At 62.8% G+C, this 17,897-nt stretch carries 16 protein-coding genes and 1 pseudogene; 7 read left to right on the top strand and 10 right to left on the bottom strand.

What is annotated here, in order from left to right:
• The 6 genes and pseudogenes from argF to ACYQ2U_RS11215 all read left to right on the top strand — a co-directional run bounded on the left by argF (position 1) and on the right by ACYQ2U_RS11215 (position 4,123).
• On the top strand, positions 1-924 hold the full coding sequence (argF, locus tag ACYQ2U_RS11240; protein WP_459950459.1) for an ornithine carbamoyltransferase: 924 nt from the start codon (positions 1-3) through the stop codon (positions 922-924).
• A 33-nt stretch (positions 925-957) separates the two neighbouring features.
• Positions 958-2,181, top strand: a pseudogene (locus ACYQ2U_RS11235) (argininosuccinate synthase); the annotation flags it as partial.
• Between the two features lie 140 nt (positions 2,182-2,321).
• Entirely contained in the window at positions 2,322-2,531 is a 210-nt protein-coding gene (locus ACYQ2U_RS11230) for a DUF2788 domain-containing protein (protein WP_459950458.1), read from the top strand.
• 1 nt (position 2,532) lies between these two features.
• A complete protein-coding gene (gene ppnP, locus ACYQ2U_RS11225) occupies positions 2,533-2,847 on the top strand; it encodes a pyrimidine/purine nucleoside phosphorylase (protein ID WP_459950457.1) in 315 nt (104 codons plus the stop codon).
• Between the two features lie 147 nt (positions 2,848-2,994).
• Positions 2,995-3,489: a YajQ family cyclic di-GMP-binding protein gene (locus ACYQ2U_RS11220; RefSeq protein WP_459950456.1), complete on the top strand. Its 495-nt coding sequence runs from the start codon at positions 2,995-2,997 to the stop codon at positions 3,487-3,489.
• 19 nt (positions 3,490-3,508) lie between these two features.
• On the top strand, positions 3,509-4,123 hold the full coding sequence (locus ACYQ2U_RS11215; RefSeq protein WP_459950455.1) for a 3'-5' exonuclease: 615 nt from the start codon (positions 3,509-3,511) through the stop codon (positions 4,121-4,123).
• 88 nt (positions 4,124-4,211) lie between these two features.
• Here the strand turns inward: ACYQ2U_RS11215 and dnaJ are convergent, their stop codons facing one another.
• The 8 genes from dnaJ to hrcA form a co-directional block, all read right to left on the bottom strand.
• Positions 4,212-5,345, bottom strand: a complete 1,134-nt coding sequence (gene dnaJ, locus ACYQ2U_RS11210) for a molecular chaperone DnaJ (protein ID WP_459950454.1) — start codon at positions 5,343-5,345, stop codon at positions 4,212-4,214.
• Between the two features lie 79 nt (positions 5,346-5,424).
• Positions 5,425-7,356 carry a molecular chaperone DnaK gene (gene dnaK / locus ACYQ2U_RS11205; RefSeq protein ID WP_459950453.1) on the bottom strand — a complete coding sequence of 644 codons (1,932 nt, stop codon included), beginning with the start codon at positions 7,354-7,356 and terminating at the stop codon, positions 5,425-5,427.
• An 88-nt stretch (positions 7,357-7,444) separates the two neighbouring features.
• Entirely contained in the window at positions 7,445-7,993 is a 549-nt protein-coding gene (gene grpE, locus ACYQ2U_RS11200; RefSeq protein WP_459950452.1) for a nucleotide exchange factor GrpE, read from the bottom strand.
• A 128-nt stretch (positions 7,994-8,121) separates the two neighbouring features.
• A complete protein-coding gene (locus ACYQ2U_RS11195) occupies positions 8,122-9,723 on the bottom strand; it encodes a methyl-accepting chemotaxis protein (protein ID WP_459950451.1) in 1,602 nt (533 codons plus the stop codon).
• A 92-nt stretch (positions 9,724-9,815) separates the two neighbouring features.
• Positions 9,816-10,871 (bottom strand): hypothetical protein, encoded by a 1,056-nt coding sequence (locus tag ACYQ2U_RS11190; protein WP_459950450.1) that lies wholly within the window; start codon positions 10,869-10,871, stop codon positions 9,816-9,818.
• 105 nt (positions 10,872-10,976) lie between these two features.
• Complete coding sequence (trxC, locus tag ACYQ2U_RS11185; RefSeq protein ID WP_459950449.1) at positions 10,977-11,411, bottom strand: thioredoxin TrxC; 435 nt, start codon at positions 11,409-11,411, stop codon at positions 10,977-10,979.
• Positions 11,412-11,427: 16 nt separating this feature from the next.
• Positions 11,428-12,510: a ferrochelatase gene (gene hemH, locus ACYQ2U_RS11180; RefSeq protein WP_459950448.1), complete on the bottom strand. Its 1,083-nt coding sequence runs from the start codon at positions 12,508-12,510 to the stop codon at positions 11,428-11,430.
• Positions 12,511-12,536: 26 nt separating this feature from the next.
• A complete protein-coding gene (gene hrcA, locus ACYQ2U_RS11175) occupies positions 12,537-13,556 on the bottom strand; it encodes a heat-inducible transcriptional repressor HrcA (protein WP_459950447.1) in 1,020 nt (339 codons plus the stop codon).
• Positions 13,557-13,693: 137 nt separating this feature from the next.
• On the opposite strand from hrcA, the gene ACYQ2U_RS11170 reads away from it, so the two are divergent.
• On the top strand, positions 13,694-15,040 hold the full coding sequence (locus ACYQ2U_RS11170; protein WP_459950446.1) for a (Fe-S)-binding protein: 1,347 nt from the start codon (positions 13,694-13,696) through the stop codon (positions 15,038-15,040).
• A gap of 4 nt (positions 15,041-15,044) precedes the next feature.
• Here ACYQ2U_RS11170 and ACYQ2U_RS11165 read toward each other — a convergent pair whose 3' ends face one another.
• Positions 15,045-15,986 carry an AEC family transporter gene (locus ACYQ2U_RS11165; protein ID WP_459950445.1) on the bottom strand — a complete coding sequence of 314 codons (942 nt, stop codon included), beginning with the start codon at positions 15,984-15,986 and terminating at the stop codon, positions 15,045-15,047.
• Positions 15,987-16,055: 69 nt separating this feature from the next.
• On the bottom strand, positions 16,056-17,702 hold the full coding sequence (locus ACYQ2U_RS11160) for a methyl-accepting chemotaxis protein (protein ID WP_459950444.1): 1,647 nt from the start codon (positions 17,700-17,702) through the stop codon (positions 16,056-16,058).
• Positions 17,703-17,897: the final 195 nt, after the last annotated feature.

The raw sequence follows: 17,897 nt of genomic DNA, 5'->3' as shown, positions 1-17,897 counted from the left end.
ATGAATGCCCCGCGCCATTATTTGCAGTTCAATGATTTCAGCCGGGAAGAGTACGACTACCTGTTCCAGCGCACCGCCTGGATCAAGCAGCAGTTCAAGTCCTACCAGAAATACTGGCCCCTGACCGACCGTTCCCTGGTCATGATTTTCGAGAAGGCCAGCACCCGTACCCGCCTCTCCTTCGAGGCCGGCATGCAGCAGCTGGGCGGTTCCGCCATCTATCTCAATACCCGCGATTCCCAGTTGGGCCGGGGCGAGCCGGTGGAGGACGCGGCCCAGGTGATCTCCCGCATGAGCGACATCGTGATGATCCGCACCTTCGAGCAGGACATCATCGACCGCTTCGCCAAGTTCTCCCGGGTGCCGGTGATCAACGGCCTCACCAACGAATACCATCCCTGCCAGATCATGGCCGACATCTACACCTGGATCGAGAAGAACGGCTCCATCCAGGGCAAGACCGTGGCCTGGATCGGCGACTCCAACAACGTCTGCAACACCTGGCTGCAAGCTGCCGAGGTGCTGGATTTCCACGTCCACGTGTCCACGCCGCCGGGCTACGAGGTGGAACCGGAGCGCGCGGGCCTCTACGGCACCGGCCATTTCGCCCAGTTCGCCGACCCCATGGAAGCCGCCAAGGGTGCCGACATCGTCACCACCGACGTGTGGACCTCCATGGGCTTCGAGGCCGAGAACGAGGAACGCATGAAGGACTTCGCCGATTGGCAGGTGGATGCCGACATGATGAAGGTGGCCGCGCCCCACGCGGTCTTCATGCATTGCCTGCCCGCCCACCGCGGCGAGGAAGTGTCTGCCGAGGTGATTGACGGGCCCCAGTCCGTGGTCTGGGAAGAAGCGGAAAATCGTCTCCACGTGCAAAAGGCATTGATGGAATTCCTGCTCCTAGGCAAGGTCAGCGTTTAGTCTGTTGTTGAATTTTCGATTGGAAGATCAGTCATGAGCGAAGTGAAAAAAGTCGTCCTCGCCTATTCCGGCGGCCTCGATACCTCCGTGATCCTCAAGTGGTTGCAGGACACCTACCAGTGCGAAGTGGTGACCTTCACCGCCGACCTGGGCCAGGGCGAAGAGCTTGAGCCCGCCCGCGCCAAGGCCCTGAAGCTGGGCATCAAGCCCAAGAACATCTTCATCGACGACCTGCGCGAAGAGTTCGTGCGCGACTTCGTCTTCCCCATGTTCCGCGCCAACACCATCTACGAAGGCGAGTACCTGCTGGGGACCTCCATCGCTCGCCCCCTGATCGCTAAACGCCTGATCGACATCGCCCGCAAGACCGGCGCCCAGGCCATCTCTCACGGTGCCACCGGCAAGGGTAACGACCAGGTGCGTTTCGAACTGGGCGCCTACGCCCTGATGCCCAACGTCAAGGTGATCGCCCCCTGGCGCGAATGGGACCTGCTCTCCCGCGAAAAACTGATGGCCTACGCCGAAAAGCACGGCATTCCCATCGACATGAAGCACAAGAAGGGCGGCTCGCCCTATTCCATGGATGCCAACCTGCTGCACATCAGCTACGAAGGTCGCCACCTGGAGAACCCCTCCGCCGAGGCCGAGGAATCCATGTGGCGTTGGACCGTCTCCCCCGAGAAGGCCCCCAACAAGCCCGAATACCTGGACCTGCAATTCGTCAAGGGCGACCTGGTTGCCATCAACGGCAAGAAGATGAAGCCCCACGTCCTGTTGGCCACCCTGAATGAAATCGGCGGCAAGCACGGCATCGGTCGCCTCGACCTGGTGGAAAACCGCTACGTCGGCATGAAGTCCCGCGGCTGCTACGAAACCCCTGGGGGCACCATCCTGCTCAAGGCCCACCGCGGTATCGAGTCCGTCACCCTGGACCGGGAAGTCGCCCACCTCAAGGACGACCTGATGCCCCGCTATGCCAGCCTGATCTACAACGGCTACTGGTGGAGCCCCGAGCGCAAGGCCCTGCAAACCCTCATCGACCATACGCAAGAAAGCGTCAACGGCTGGGTCCGCGTCAAGCTCTACAAGGGCAGCGTCACCGTGGTGTCCCGCGACTCCAAGACCGACTCCCTGTTCGATCCCACCATCGCCACCTTCGAGGATGACGCCGGTGCCTACGACCAGCGCGACGCCGCCGGCTTCATCAAACTCAACGCCCTGCGTATGCGCATCGCCGCCAACGCCCGCATCAAGCGCGAGGCCAAGGCCGCACCCAAGGTGGCCGCCAAGCCAGCAGCCAAGAAGCCCGTGGCCAAGCCTGTTGCGAAGAAGGTTGCTGCCAAGCCCGCCGTCAAGAAAACCACCGCCAAGCGCTGATCGGTCAAGGAGTCCCGGCCATGTTCGATTTCACCGAAGAACAAGTCTCCAATTTCGGCATGACCTTCGTGCTGGGGGGCTTCATGCTCTTCATGTTGTTCATCATCGGCGAACTGGCCTGGAAATCCAAGGCGGGCAAGACCGGCACCTTCGTTTTGTTCTTCGTTCTGGCCTTTGGCATGGTCGGTTTCGTGGCCAAGGGCATCATCCAAAAAATCTGGGGAATCTGAAATGTCGCAATTCGACAACGTATCCGTCGTCAAGAAAGCCAACGTCTATTTCGACGGCAAGTGCGTCAGCCACACCGTGGTGTTCGCTGATGGCAGCAAGAAGACCGTGGGTGTGATCCTGCCCGCCAGCCTGACCTTCAACACTGGCGAACCCGAAATCATGGAATGCGTGGGCGGTGCCTGCCGCTATCGCCTGAAGGGTGAAACCGAGTGGAAGACCTCCGCCGCGGGCAGCAGCTTCAAGGTGCCCGGCAACTCCAGCTTCGACATCGAAGTTACTGGTGAGCCCTACCACTACGTCTGCTACTTCGGCTGAATCCGCGAATAAACCTACTGCGCAGGCCAATCCCGCTCCTGCGATGCTCGCCGTACTCACTGTACGGCTGTGCTTCTCGAAACGGTCTTGGCCTGCTCGCTACGGTTTCTTCACGAATTCTGGTCATTTGTTTTAAGGAGTCATCCCATGCCCTCTTTTGACATTTCCTCCGAAGCCGACATGGTGGCATTGAAGAATGCCGTGGAGCAGGCCGGTCGCCTCATCGGCAACCGCCACGACTTCAAGGGCACGTCCGCCAAGGCCGAGTTGAACGAGAAGGACAAGGTCATCACCGTCTGGGGCGATTCCGATTTCCAATTGGGCCAGATCAAGGACATCCTCTTTCCCCAACTGGAAAAGAAGCAGCCGGAAAGCACCAAGCGCCTGGACATCGGCGACGTGCAGGTGGTGTCCGGTAACAAGGCCAAGCAGGAACTCAAGATCAAGGTGGGTATCGAGTCCGAGCTGGCGAAGAAGATCGTCAAGCTCATCAAGGACAGCAAGCTCAAGGTGCAGGCCGCCATCCAGGGCGATGCCGTGCGCGTGACCGGCGCCAAGCGCGACGTGCTGCAAGACACCATCGCCCTGGTGCGCAAGAGCATCACCGACTACCCCCTTCAGTACGGCAACTTCCGCGACTGATTCTCCCGCCGCCCGGGTTTTGACCACCTACGCCGTCATCGACTTCGAAACCACCGGCGTCTCGCCGGGGCAGGGTGCGCGTCCCACGGAGATCGGCATCGTCTTGGTCCGCGACGGGCAACTGGTGGACCGTTACCAGAGCCTGATGAATCCGGGGCAGCCCATTCCCTGGCAGATCCAGCAATTGACCGGCATTACCGACGCCATGGTGCGCCAGGCGCCGGCGGTCGCTGCCGTCATGGCCGAGGCGGCGGATTTCGTCGGCCAGGCTGTTCCTGTGGCGCACAACGCCGCCTTCGATCGTAAGTTCTGGCAGGCGGAATTGGCCGCCCTGGGCTTGTCCGGGGAGCAGGAGTTTTTGTGTTCCCTGCTCCTAGCCCGTCGTGTCTTCCCCCTGGCCCCCAACCACAAGCTGGCGTCCCTGGTCGAGTTTCTCGGCCTGCCACTGACGGGACGTTACCACCGGGCCCTGGCCGATGCCGAGGCGACGGCGCATTTGTTTGTGCGGATCAAAGCGGCCCTGCGGGACAAGCAGGTCGCCGCCATCTCGCCGCGACTGTTGGCTGAGGTGCAACGACTACAACCCAAACACTTGTCCACGTTTTTGCAGGGGGAACGCGCCAGGGGCGGCTGACAAGGTGATGGGCCGCTGTGACCCCCTGGGGCAATAAAAAAAGGCATGTCCAACAGGACATGCCTTTTTGTTTTGGCACCAGGGTCGGTCAGCCGGCGAAGAAATCTTTCACTTTGTCCATGAAGGACTGGGCCCGGGGATTGTGCTTTTTGACGTTGCCCTGGCTGATTTCCTCGAACTCCTTGAGCAGTTCCTTTTGCCGGTCGGTGAGGTTGATCGGGGTTTCCACCGCCACGTGGCACAGCAGATCGCCGTGACCCACGGAGCGGATGCCCTTGATGCCCTTGCCGCGCAGGCGGAAGACCTTGCCCGATTGGGTTTCGGCGGGGATCTTGAGCTTGGCCACGCCATCCAGGGTGGGAATCTCGATCTCGCCCCCCAGGGCGGCAATGGTGAAGCTGATGGGCATCTCGCAGTGCAGATCGTCGTGGTCCCGCTGGAAGACGGTGTGTTCCTTGAGGTGTACTTGCACGTACAAGTCGCCGGGAGGGCCGCCGTTGACGCCGGGCTCGCCCTCGCCGCTGAGGCGGATGCGATCGCCCTCGTCGATGCCGGCGGGAATCTTGACCGACAGGGTCTTGTGGGTTTTCTTGCGTCCGGCGCCGTGGCAGCTGGGGCAGGGGGTGGGAATGTAGCGGCCGGTGCCGTGGCACTTGGGGCAGGTCTGCTGGATGGAGAAGAAGCCCTGCTGCATGCGCACCTGGCCGTGGCCGTTACAAGTGGGGCAGGTCTTGGGCTCGGTGCCCTTCTTGGCGCCACTGCCGCCGCAATCCTCGCACTCCTCCATGGTGGGGATGCGGATGCGGGTCTCGGTACCCCGGGCGGCTTCCTCCAGAGTGATTTCCAGGTTGTAGCGCAGGTCGGCGCCGCGATAAACGTTGGAACGTCCGCCGCCGCCGCTGCGTCCGCCGCCGAAGATGTCACCGAAGATGTCGCCGAAGGCATCGGCGAAGCCGCCCATGCCGCCACCCCCCATGCCGGCACCGCCCATGGAAGGATCCACGCCGGCGTGGCCGTATTGGTCGTAGGCCGCCCGTTTCTGGCCGTCGGACAGAATTTCGTAGGCCTCCTTGGCTTCCTTGAATTGTTCCTCGGCCTTGGGGTTGTCCGGATTGCGGTCCGGGTGGAACTTCATGGCCAGCTTGCGGTAGGCCTTCTTGATCTCGTCGTCGCTCGCATCGCGGTTGACGCCGAGAACCTCATAAAAATCACGTTTCGCCATGGCGTTCTCTAGTCATTCAGTAACGAAAAGGGGCCGCGGCTGACATCAGCCGACGGCCCGCGTTTCTTTTGCCGGCTGATTACTTCTTGTCTTTGACTTCGGTGAACTCGGCATCCACCACGTCGCCGTCGTCCTTCTTGGCCTCGCCGCCGGGAGCGGCACCGGCACCGCCGGCGGCACCCGCGGCTGCCTGGGCGTCGGCGTAGATCTTTTCACCCAGCTTCTGGCTGACCTGCGCTAGGGCCTCGGACTTGGCGTCCAGGGCGGCCTTGTCGCCACTCTTGATGGCTTCCTCGGCGTCCTTGATGGCTGTTTCGATGGCTTCCTTCTCGGCCGCCTCGATCTTGTCACCGTGCTCGGCCACGGCCTTCTTCACGGAGTGCACCAGGCCGTCCAGTTGGTTGCGGGCATCCACCAGTTCGTGGGCCTTCTTGTCTTCCTCGGCGTGGGCCGCGGCGTCCTGCACCATGCGGTTGATTTCATCCTCGGACAGACCGGAGTTGGCCTTGATGGTGATCTTGTTTTCCTTGCCGGTGGCCTTGTCCTTGGCGGACACGTGCAGGATGCCGTTGGCGTCGATGTCGAAGGTGACCTCGATCTGGGGCATGCCGCGCGGGGCGGGCGGAATGTCGGTCAGGTTGAACTGGCCCAGGCTCTTGTTGCCGGTCGCCATTTCCCGCTCACCTTGCAGCACGTGGATAGTCACGGCGTTCTGGTTGTCGTCGGCGGTGGAGAAGGTCTGGCTCTGCTTGGTGGGGATGGTGGTGTTCTTGGTGATCAGCTTGGTCATGACGCCACCCAGGGTTTCGATACCCAGGGAGAGGGGGGTCACGTCCAGCAGCAGCACGTCCTTCACCTCACCTTGCAGCACGCCGCCCTGGATGGAGGCGCCGATGGCCACGGCTTCGTCGGGGTTCACGTCCTTGCGGGGTTCCTTGCCGAAGAATTCCTTCACCTTCTCCTGCACCTTGGGCATGCGGGTCATGCCGCCCACCAGGATCACGTCGGCGATGTCGCTGACCTTGACGCCGGCATCCTTGATGGCCAGGCGGCAGGGCTCGATGGTGCGCTCGATCAGCTCTTCCACCAGGGATTCGAACTTGGCACGAGTGATCTTCAGGGCCAAGTGCTTGGGACCGGAAGCGTCGGCGGTGATGTAGGGCAGGTTGACTTCGGTCTGCATGGAGGAAGACAGCTCGATCTTGGCCTTTTCGGCGGCTTCCTTCAGGCGTTGCAGGGCCAGCACGTCCTGCTTCAGATTCACGCCCTGTTCCTTCTTGAACTCTTCGATGATGTAGTCGATCAGGCGTTGGTCGAAGTCTTCACCGCCGAGGAAGGTGTCGCCGTTGGTGGACAGCACTTCGAACTGGTGTTCGCCGTCGATTTCGGCGATGTCGATGATGGAAATGTCGAAAGTGCCGCCGCCCAAGTCGAACACGGCGATCTTGCGGTCACCTTCCTGCTTGTCCAGGCCGAAGGAGATGGCGGCAGCGGTAGGTTCGTTGATGATGCGCTTCACTTCCAGACCGGCGATACGGCCGGCGTCCTTGGTGGCCTGACGCTGGCTGTCGTTGAAGTAGGCGGGCACGGTGATCACGGCCTCGGTGACTTCCTCGCCCAGGTAGTCCTCGGCGGTCTTCTTCATTTTCTTCAGCACTTCAGCAGAAACTTGGGGCGGAGCCAGCTTCTTGTCACGGACGCCAACCCAGGCGTCGCCGTTGTCGGCCTTGACGATGGCGAAGGGCATCAGGTCGATGTCCTTTTGCACTTCCTTTTCTTCAAAGCGGCGGCCGATCAGGCGCTTGACGGCGAACAGGGTGTTCTTGGCGTTGGTCACGGCCTGACGCTTGGCGGGGGCGCCCACCAGGATTTCGCCATCTTCGGCATAGGCCACGATGGAGGGGGTGGTGCGTGCGCCTTCAGAGTTTTCAATCACCTTGGGCTTGCCGCCTTCCATCACGGAAACGCAGCTGTTGGTGGTGCCCAGGTCGATACCGATAATCTTGCCCATGTTGAGTTCCTTCGTTTGAATGTGGTTTGCCTTGCGGCGAATACTTGCTTGTTCTGGAAGTGGGGTTATCGCCCCGAATTTCAAGCCCTTATTGGGAGACCACCACCAGGGCCGGACGGATCACCCGGTCGTGGAGGGCATAGCCCTTTTGCAGCACGTTGAGCACGGTATTGGACTCGGTGCCTTCGGGGCCGGGGATCTGGCTGATGGCCTGGTGCTTATGGGGATCGAACTTCTGGCCGAGGGGATTGATTTCGGTCAGGGTGGACTTTTCAAAAGCCGCCACCAGTTGCTTGAGGGTCAGCTCGACGCCGGATTTGAGGGTTTCGGCATCCTGTTTTTCATTGGCCAGGGCGGCTTCCAGGCTGTCCTTGACCGCCAGGAGCTCGCTGGCGAACTTTTCCACGGCGAATTTGCTGGCCTTGGCGATGTCCTCCTGGGCGCGGCGGCGGATGTTTTCGCCTTCGGCCTTGGCCCGCAGCCAGGCGTCGTGGTGTTCGGCGGCCTTCAATTCGGCGGCCTTGAGGGATTCCTCCAGGCTGGGCATGACTTCCGCCGTGTCGGCGGTGGTGTTGGCGGTAGCGTCGGGGGCCGGGGTTGCCGGATCTTGGGCTTGGTTTTCGAGGGAGTCCGTCATGATTCAATGAGATGGGTGAAAACGATAGCCCCCATATGGGGCGGGTTTTGCCCGATTCAAGGGGGAGGGGCGCGAAAAACGCAAAAAAAAACGGCTCCCGCAGGAGCCGTCCTTGGACCGGGGCGATTTCAGGTACGGAAACGGCCCACGGCGCTTTGCAGATTGTTGGCCAGGGTTTGCAGGGCGTGGGCGGCCGAGGCGGTCTGGTCGGAGGCCGTGTGGTTGTCCCGTGCCATGGCGGTGATGGCCTCGATGGTCTTGGCGACCTCGGTGAATACGCGACGCTGTTCCTCGGTGGCGGCGGCGATGGTATCCAGGCCGTGGCCCACCTCGGTGACCGAGTTGGCGGCGGCGGTGAGCACGTCGGCCACGTTTTCCACCTGGGAGTGGCTGGAGGCGATGTGCACCAGGCCTTCGTCGATGGAGTGGCGGACCGCTTCGGATTGCTCGGTGAGGCTGCGGGTCACGGTATCGATTTCGCTGGCGGAGGAGGCGGACTTCTCGGCCAGCTTGCGCACCTCGTCGGCCACCACGGCAAAACCGCGGCCCTGCTCGCCGGCCCGGGCCGCCTCGATGGCAGCATTCAAGGCCAGCAGGTTGGTCTGGTCGGCGATGTCCCGCACTTCCCGGGTCATGCTGGTGATGGCTTCCATGCTGGACACGAAGTGGCTGACGGATTCGGCGATCTGGCGCACGGTGGTTTCCACCATGCTCACCTCGCCTACCAACTGGGTCAGGCTGCGAGTGCCTTCCTGGGAGCGGCGCTCGCTTTCCCGGGACTGTTCGTGCACCTTGTCGGTGCTGTGGGCGATGTCGGCGATGCTGGAGACGATTTCCTCCACCGCGTGGGCGGCCTGGTCGGCCATGGTGTGCTGCTGGGTCGAGCTGCCGGCGACCTGTTCGGCGCCGCCCACCAGGTCGCGGGCTGCGGAGGACACCTGGCTGGCGGACTCGCTGACATGGCTCACCAGGCCGGAGAACTTGACCATCATGTCGTTGAAGACGGAGGAGGCCTGGCCGATTTCGTCGCGGCCACGGACTTCCAGGCGGCGTGTCAGGTCACCCTCGCCGGAGGCGATGTCGCGCAGGCCGTCCACCATCTTGTCGATGGGGTTGGTGACGAAGTTGCGGATGAAGATATAGACGAAGGTCAGCAGCGGGATGCTAATGACCAGGGCTGCCAGCAGGGACTTGATGCGCTGGGCGGAGACGGCGGCATTGACGTTGTCCAGGGAGATCTTCATGCTGACCACGCCCAGGGGAGTCTTTTCCGGTACTTGGTGGCACATCAGGCAGTCCTTGCCCAGGTAGTTGTGCTGGGCCAGGGCGGGACGCACGACGCGCAGGTACTCGCCCTTGTCGTCGGATTGGACTTCGCTGAATTCCTGGCCGGTGGTCAGTACCTTCTGTTCCACCTCGTCGGCCTTGATTTCACTGGCGTTGCCGGGGCCGAACTGCTTGGAAACGGGCTCGCCACGGATGACCTTAAGGTCGCGGATGATGGATAGTTGTTTGATCTGGTCGAGGAAAACCTCCCGCTGGCCGACGGTGCCGGTGATCATCATGCCGGTCAGACCCGCCAGGGTGGCTTCGTGCATGGACAAGGAGAACTCCTTGGCCTGGGAAATGGCCGTCTGCCGGCTGGAATGGCTTTCCCACACAATCATCCCCGACCAAGCCAAGATCATCATGAACCCGATGGCGAGGGTGAGACGAAGCCAAATTTTCATGTCCGAAAAGCGCGGCATTGAACAATCCTCCGATAGTGATTCTGGCAGTTTAAGCCTGAATCACGTCGGGTGTTCACCGGAAATGGGCTGCCTCACACAGTCAAATCAAGTTCTTGCAACGTTCCGCTGCTGCCGTCCTCGCGCAGGAATAGACCGGTTGCATTGACCGCGCCCAGATCGCTGTTGCCCCGGCCGCGCAATTCGAAGGGGCTGGCGACGTGGCCGGTGTAAAGGGCGCCGACCTGGAGGGAGGCCAGGGACTGCAGGCGGCCTTCGCCGTTTTCGTCCGGCGTCCACACGGATAGCTTCCCATAGGCGTCGTCGTTCTCGTCGATCCAGCCGTTGTGGTCGCTATCGAGCTGAGCTAGTTCGCCGAAGCCTGAGTTCGTGGCCGGGCCGAACAGTTCCTGGCCGTTGTCGATGCGGCCGTTGCCGTTGCGGTCGAAGGCCAGATAGCCGCTGCCCCAGCCCAGTTGGGCCAGGCTTTCCTTGTTGCCGTCGCTGTTCAGGTCGAAGCTGAAACGCTGGTCGCGCAATTGGGCGGCGGTGCCGGCGAAGTTGATCACCAGCGGGTCTTGGCGTTTTTTCGCGCCGACCTCAATGCTGACCTGGCTTTCCTCGCGGTAACTGCGGTTCATCGTCAGTCCCAGGGAGAGTTTGATTTCCTGCCCGTCGGTGGTGCGTACCGTGCCTTCCGCCGAAACCTGGGTGGTTTCGTTTTCCTCGTAGCTGTGGCTGTATTCGTAGCGCATGCCGGTGCTCAGCCGGACTGGCGTGGCAACCTCACCGGTCGTGGCGAGGTGAACTTGGCCGTCGGCGGGAAGGGCGACGCTGACGCTGGGGCTGTCGCTCTCGGCGTCGGCGGTGAAAAACAACAGGTGAATGGGCTGGCCGGTGATGGACTCCACCACCCGCAACAGCAGCTGCAATAGGGGATCCTTGCTGGCCGCCTCCTGGGCGGCGGAAAGCTGTACTTGCTGGTTGGCCAGGGATTGGCCGGCATCGGAGACGGAAACCAGGGCGGCCTGACTGGCCTGTTGTTTCGCAGGGGTGGCGGTGACCCAGGTCTCGAGGGATGTGCTGGTCTGTTCCTTGGCGAAGTAGCTGTGGCTGGCGTTCAGCTCGATGTTGGCGGCGCTGATTTTCATGGCGGGCGAGTTCCGTGAAGGGTGGTAGACCCGTCAACGGCGCCCTAAGTCATTGCTTTAGAAAGTATTTTTATTTGTCATGGGAGCGGTAGAAAAAACAACCGCTTAGACGACGGATTGAATCCAAGTCATGAGGTTGTGCAGATCCGTGGCGCCGGCGCGGCGTGCTACTTCGCGTCCCTGGTGGAACACGATCAGGGTCGGAATGCTGCGGATGTTCAAGCGTGCCGCCAAGGCGCGGTGGGCCTCGGTGTCCACCTTCGCCAGTTGATAGCGGGGCTCCAGTCGGCGGGCGGCTTCGGCAAAGACGGGCGCCATGGTGCGGCAGGGGGCGCACCAGGGCGCCCAGCAATCCACCACCACCGGCAAGTCGCTACGTCCGACCAGGGCGTCGAAGGCGCTGTTGTCTAGGGCCTGGACAACCCCGGCAAACAGCGGCTGCTTGCATTTGCCGCAGTTGGGCCCTTCCGACAGCCGCGCTGCCGGCACCCGGTTGGCGGCCTGACAGTGGGGGCAGGGGATGATGAGGCCGTCGCTCATGGCGTATCGGGACGGGTTATGCCAGGGCGCCGAAGATCCTGGCCCGTTCCAGTATCGAAGGATCGGCGGTTTCGACGGGCCAACCGGCCAGGTGTTCCTGCACCAGGTCCGCCAGGGCGGCAATGCCATCCGGGCGCTCGTTGAGGCAGGGAATGTAGTGGAAGGTCTTGCCCCCCGCGGCGAGGAAAGCCGCCTTGCATTCCAGGGCGATTTCTTCCAGGGTTTCCAGGCAGTCGGCGACGAAACCGGGGCAGATCACATCCACCCGCTGGGTGCCGGCCTTGCCCAGGGCTTCCAGACTGGGCTGGGTGTAGGGCTCCAGCCATTTGGCCTTGCCGAAACGGGACTGGAAGGTGACGGCGTACTGCTCCTGGCCCAGCCCCAGGGCTTCGGCCAGCAGGCGGCCGGTTTTCTGGCACTCGCAATAGTAGGGGTCGCCCAGGTCCAGGCTGCGTCGGGGCAGGCCGTGGAAGCTCATCACCAGCTTGTCCGGGCGGCCGTTGATGGCCCAGTAATCCCGCACCGATTGGGCCAGGGCGGCGATGTAGCCCGGCTGGTCGTGGTAGTGGTGGACGGCGCGCAGTTCCGGTTGGCTGCGCACGGTCTTGAGCCAGTCCGCCACCTCGTCCATGACACTGGCCGTGGTGGCCGCGGCGTATTGGGGGTAGAGGGGCACCACGAGAATCCGGTTGGCGCCCTTGGCCTTGAGCCGGTCCAGCACCGCCGGGATGGACGGCTGACCGTAGCGCATGGCCCAGTCCACCAGCAGGTCCTGGCGGCCGCGTTGGCCGAGCAGGCCGCGCAGCAGCGTGGCTTGTTTTTCCGTATGGACCTGGAGCGGCGAGCCCTCCTGCTGCCAGATGGCGGCGTATTTTTTCGCCGATTTGGCCGGGCGCAGGTTGAGGATGATGCCGTGCAGGATGGGCCACCAGAGCAGGCGGGGAATTTCCACCACGCGGGGGTCGGAGAGGAATTGCTTCAGGTACTGGCGCAGGGCGGGTGCCGTGGGGGCGGCCGGGGTGCCGAGGTTGACCAACAACACGGCGGTCTTGCCCGGCGTGCCGTGGCGGAAATCGGGTTCGGGTGCGAAACGGGGCATAGGTGGCGAGAATCGAAGAGGACGGCTCAGGGGGCCGAGAGCGCGGAGGAAATCAGTTTGGCGGTGACGTCCACGATGGGGATCACCCGTTCGTAGGCCATGCGGGTGGGACCGATGACGCCCACGGTGCCCAGCACCTGGCCGTCCACCTCGTAGGGGGCGGCCACCACGCTACATTCGTCCAGGGGGGCGATGCCGGATTCGCCGCCGATGAACACCTGCACGCCTTCCGCCCGGTTGGACAGCTCCAGCAATTGGGCGAGGGACGTCTTGTGCTCAAACAGGTCGAACAGTTGCCGCAGACGGCTCATGTTGGAGGAAAAATCCTCCACGTCGAGCAGGTTGCGTTCGCCGGAAATCACGTACTGGGCGGAGGTGTCGGCGGTGGCCTCGTGGCCGGCCTCCATGGCGGCGGCCATCAGCTCGGTCATGTCGCTGCGCAATTGGCGCAACTCTTCCTGGAGTTTGCTGCGCATCTGTTCGAAGTCCAGGCCCAGGCAGTGTTGGTTGAAGTAGTTGGCCGCTTCCACTAGTTCCGACGGGGTGTAGGTGCGTTGGGTGAACAGGATGCGGTTCTGCACCTCGCCGTCGGCGGTGACGATGATGAGCAGGATGCGCTTGTCCGAGATGTTGATGAACTCCACCTGCTTGATGCGGGGCTGTTGGCGCCGGGGTGCCACCACCACGCCGGCGAAGTGGGTCAGTTCCGACAATAGCTGCGAGGCCTGGCTGATGATGCGCTGGGGCTGGCTGGGCTGGATGACGCCCTGCAATTCGCTGATTTCCTGCTTGGCCAGGGGTTGCACCGTGAGCAGGGTGTCCACGAACAAACGGTAGCCCAGGGGAGTGGGCACCCGGCCGGCGGAGGTGTGGGGGCTGGTGATGAAGCCCATTTCCTCCAGGTCCGACATGACGTTGCGGATGCTGGCCGGCGACAACTCCAGACCCGAATACTTGGACAGCGTACGGGAGCCGATGGGCTGGCCCTCGGCGATGTAGCGTTCGATCAGGGTTTTGAGCAGGGTCTGGGCGCGGGCGTCGAGCATGGGCCGATTCTAACGAAAGAGCGAGGGGCTGAGGATTGTCGGATTCATGACGCACAGATGGCGGGTAAGTGGTTGAAATTCAAGGAGGCCCAAGGGGAGTAAATCTTGCATGGCATCCCCCGTGCAAGGGAGATTCCATGAAACACCATCTTGATTGGTCGTCCTACGAAACCGCCGGCCAGGGCGATGCCTACGCCGGTATTCCGGCCACCGGCGGCGATTTCGCCAAGGCCGTGGCCGTCTGCATCAGCGACAAACTGTGCCAGCGCAAGCCCAAGGGGGTCATGTGCCCCAGCTTTCGCGTCACCGACGATCCGGCCCAATCCCCCGGCGGGCGGGTGCTGGCCCTCAAGGCTGCCCTCAATGGCGAACTGGGGGAACAACCCTTCGCCCATCCCCAATTGGCCGAGGCCATGGATCTTTGCGTCGGCTGCAAGGGCTGCAAGCGCGAATGCGCCAACGCGGTGGACATGGCGGCCATCAAGATCGAATACCAGGCCCAGCGCAACGAGGTGAGCGGCGTGCCCCTGCGCGACCGCTTGTTCGCCGGTCTGCCGCGCTGGTTGCAATACCGTGGACTGTTGGGGCGCCTGGTGGCCTGGCGCAATCGCAGTACCGTGCTCAAGACCCTGGGCGAGGGCTGGCTGGGGATTTCGGCCCGGCGCCAACTGCCTCAACCGGCGCCCCAGGCCTACCAGGAGCCCGTTGCCGCGCCGTCGCAAGCCGCCGAGGACAAGCCCGTGTACCTGTTGGTGGATACCTTCGCCCGCCACTTCGAGCCCGAGATCGCCGAGGCCGCCCACGCGGTGCTGACGGCGGCGGGCTACCAGGTGCGGGTGTTGGCGCCGGCGGCCAACGACCCAGAACCGGGGCGGCCCCTGTGCTGCGGCCGGACCTGGTTGTCCCTGGGCCAGGTGGACGCGGCCCGGCGCGAAGCCGCACGCATGTTGGAAGCCCTGCGTCCGGCCCTGGAAAGCGGCATCCCCATCGTCGGTCTGGAACCGTCCTGCATCCTGTCTCTGCGCGACGAACACCTCAAGCTGGGTCTGGGCGAGGCGGCCCAGGCCTTGGCCAAGCAGGTCTATTTGTTTGAGGAATTCATCGCACGGGAGCACGACCGCAAGAACATGAGCCTGGACCTGAAGGCCGTGGCCCTGCCCAAGGCCCTGGTCCATGGTCATTGCCACCAGAAGGCGGTGGGGGCCATGAAGTCATTGCGCAAGGTGCTGCGCCTGATTCCCGGTCTGGAGTTCGAATTCATCGAGGCCAGTTGTTGCGGCATGTCCGGCAGCTTCGGTCTGGATGCCGAGCACCGGGACATCTCCCTGCAAATGGCCGAGGCCGAGTTGTTGCCCGCCGTGCGGGCTGCCGGCGAGGACACGGCCCTGCTGGCCAACGGATTTTCCTGCCGCCACCAGATCGAGGAAGGGGCCGGACGCAAGCCGGTCCATGTGGCGGTGCTGCTGCGGCAGGCCCTGGCCTGAGGGCTCAGAGGCTGACCAGGGTCAGCGCCAGGGGCGTGGTGATGGCGGCCAGCACGGTGGAAATCACCAGGCTGGAGGCCACGGGGCCTTCCAGGGTCTTGAACTGGTGGGCCATCAGGTAGACGTTGACGCCGATGGCCACCGAGGCCAACAGCACGACCACTTGCGTTTCCAACTTGGGCAAGCCGATCAGGGCGGCCAGGGCCCAGACCACCAGGGGCTGGACCACCAGTTTGAGGGTGCAGATGGCGCTGCTGAGGCGTAGGTGGCTGCGCCAGCCGTAGCGGGCCAGGCCCATGCCCAGCACGATCAGGGAGAGGGGCGTGGCGGCGTCGGCCGTCATGGTGAGGGGACCGGTGATCATGGTCGGCAGCTTGATGCCGGTCAGGCCCACGGCGGTGCCGCTGAGAATGGCGGCGACGATGGGGTTGGTCAGCACGCTCTTGGCGGTCTTGGTCTGGCCCCGCAGGGAAAAGCTGCCGTGGCGGGACCATTCCACCGACACCGTGGCCAGGGTCCATAGGGTCAGGGAGTTGAACACCAACACCAGGGCGACGCAGGGAATGGCGGCTTCGCCCAGGGTGGCCCGGGCCAGGGGGATGCCCAGCAGCACGTTGTTGGAAAAAATGCCGCCGAGGGCAAATACCGATTGGCTGACGCCATCCAGGCCGAACAGTTGCCAGCCCGCCAGGCGGCCGATGACGAAGGTGATCAGGCAGCCGCCGAAAAAGGCGCCGAGCAGGCGGCTGTCCACCGGCGGCAGGCGGGACAGGTCGCTCATCAGGTGGAACAGCAGGGCCGGCAAGGCCAGGGTGAACACGAAGCGGTTGAGGGCTTCGACCCCTTCCCGGGTCCAGGAGGAAAAACGCGCCAGCAGATAGCCGGCCAGGATCAGGACGAAGAGGGGAACGGCGAGGGCCAGGTGGTGCAGGAAGGTGGCGGTCATGATGCGGGCTGATCAAAACACAACGGCCCCGATGAACGGGGCCGTCGCTTCGGAACCGACAGTGTGCGGTCAGAGCCGGAATCGTGCAATAGACGCCTGCATGCTGCGGGACACGCTTTCCATCTGGGACGCGGCGGCGCTGACCTTGTGGGCCTCGGCGGCGCTTTGTTCGGCGATGTGGGCGATCTGTTCCAGGTTCTGGGCGATCTGGGTGCTGGCCAGGCTTTGCTCGCGGATGGAATCGCTGATGGCGTTGATCACCTCGGTCACCTGGGTGGCGCCCTGCTGGATTTCGGTCACGGCTTCCGCCGCCTTTTCCGCCAGCACCACGCCGCCGCCGGCCTTGGTCACCCCCTGGGCCATACTGCCGACCGCGTTCTGGGTGCCTTCCTGGATGCGGGCGATCATGGTGGAAATCTCCGAGGTGGAGGAGGAAGTCCGCTCCGCCAGTTTGCGCACCTCGTCGGCCACCACGGCGAAACCGCGGCCCTGCTCGCCGGCCCGGGCCGCCTCGATGGCGGCGTTCAAGGCCAGCAGATTGGTCTGGTCGGCGATTTCCTGAATGGTGTTGACGATGGAGGTGATTTCGCCGGAGTGACGGCCCAACTGCTCGATGATGCCGGAGGACTGGTTCACCACTTGGGAAATCTGCTGCATCTCGCCGCCGGCCTCGTGGATCACCTGGCTGCCTTCCAAGGCGGTCTTTTGCGCCTGGACGCTGAATTCATGGGCCTCGGCCGCATTCTTGGCGATCAGGTCGATGCTGACGGTCATTTCCTCCACCGAGGCGGCGATGGACTGGGCCGCATCGCTTTGCTGGTCGGAACGCTGGGAGGATTCTTCCGCCATCACCATCAATTGGTGGGACTGCTTGCCCAGGGCTTCGCCTTCCTGGTTCATTTCGGCGAACATGCCGCGCAGGTTGTCTTGCAGACTCTTCATGCCGGCCAGCAGGCTGCTGTCGTCGCCGGCGTTCACGTGCACCGGCTGGCTCAGGTCACCGGTGGCGATGCGGCGTGCGATGGCGACCGCATCCCGGGGCTCGCCCCCGAGCAGGCGGATCAGGCGACGGTGGAAGAACAGGATGGGCAGCACGATGGCGGCACCGATCACCAGGGTGAAGATGGTGAACTTGATCAGCTCGCGATGGAACACCGCATCCAGGTCGTCGATGTAGATGCCGCTGCCGACGGCCAGGTTCCAGGCGGCTTTCTTGACGTAGGAAATCTTGGCGACGGCTACATCGCTCCCCGGGTGGGGCCACACGTAGTCCACGTAACCCTCGCCCTTGTCCTTGGCCGCATTGTTCATGTCCACGAAGAAGGTCTTGCCCTGCTTGTCCTTGGTCTGGGAGAAGGGGGCGCCCAGCAAGGCCTTGGAGAAGGGGTGCATCACCGTGGTTTCCTTGGCCGTGTCGAGCACGAACAGGTATTCCTTGTTGCCTTCGCCGTAACGCTGTTGGCTGATGGCTTCAAGGGCCTGCTTCTGGGCCTCCTCCGGCGAGAGCTTGCCTTCCTTGGCCAGGTTCTCGTAATAGCCGATGGTGGTCACGGCCACGGCGACCACGTCCCGCAGGCGGGACTTGCGGTCTTCCAATAGACTGCTCTTCTGGCTGAAGAGAACCACGGCGCTGAGGGCGACCAGGGTCACGACCACGGTGGTCATCGTGATCATCAATTGGCGTTTCAAGGTGAAGTCTGCGTGTGTCGCGGTCATGGCGGTTCCCTTGCTGGCAAGATTTGGGATGAAATGTTCTTGTATAACTTAAGTAAGCGTCATCATAGTATGACTTTAGTATTGTGTCCAGACCAATTCTGTTTAATTGATAAATAAAAATACCTTTGTGTTTCATTTGGTTATTTTTGTCTGGCGGGCGGTTGATGATTTTTTGTCATCTATTACTTTGGTTTT

The sequence above is a fragment of the Denitratisoma sp. agr-D3 genome (genome assembly GCF_054658675.1).
This window is presented reverse-complemented; position numbering and strand designations above follow the sequence as displayed.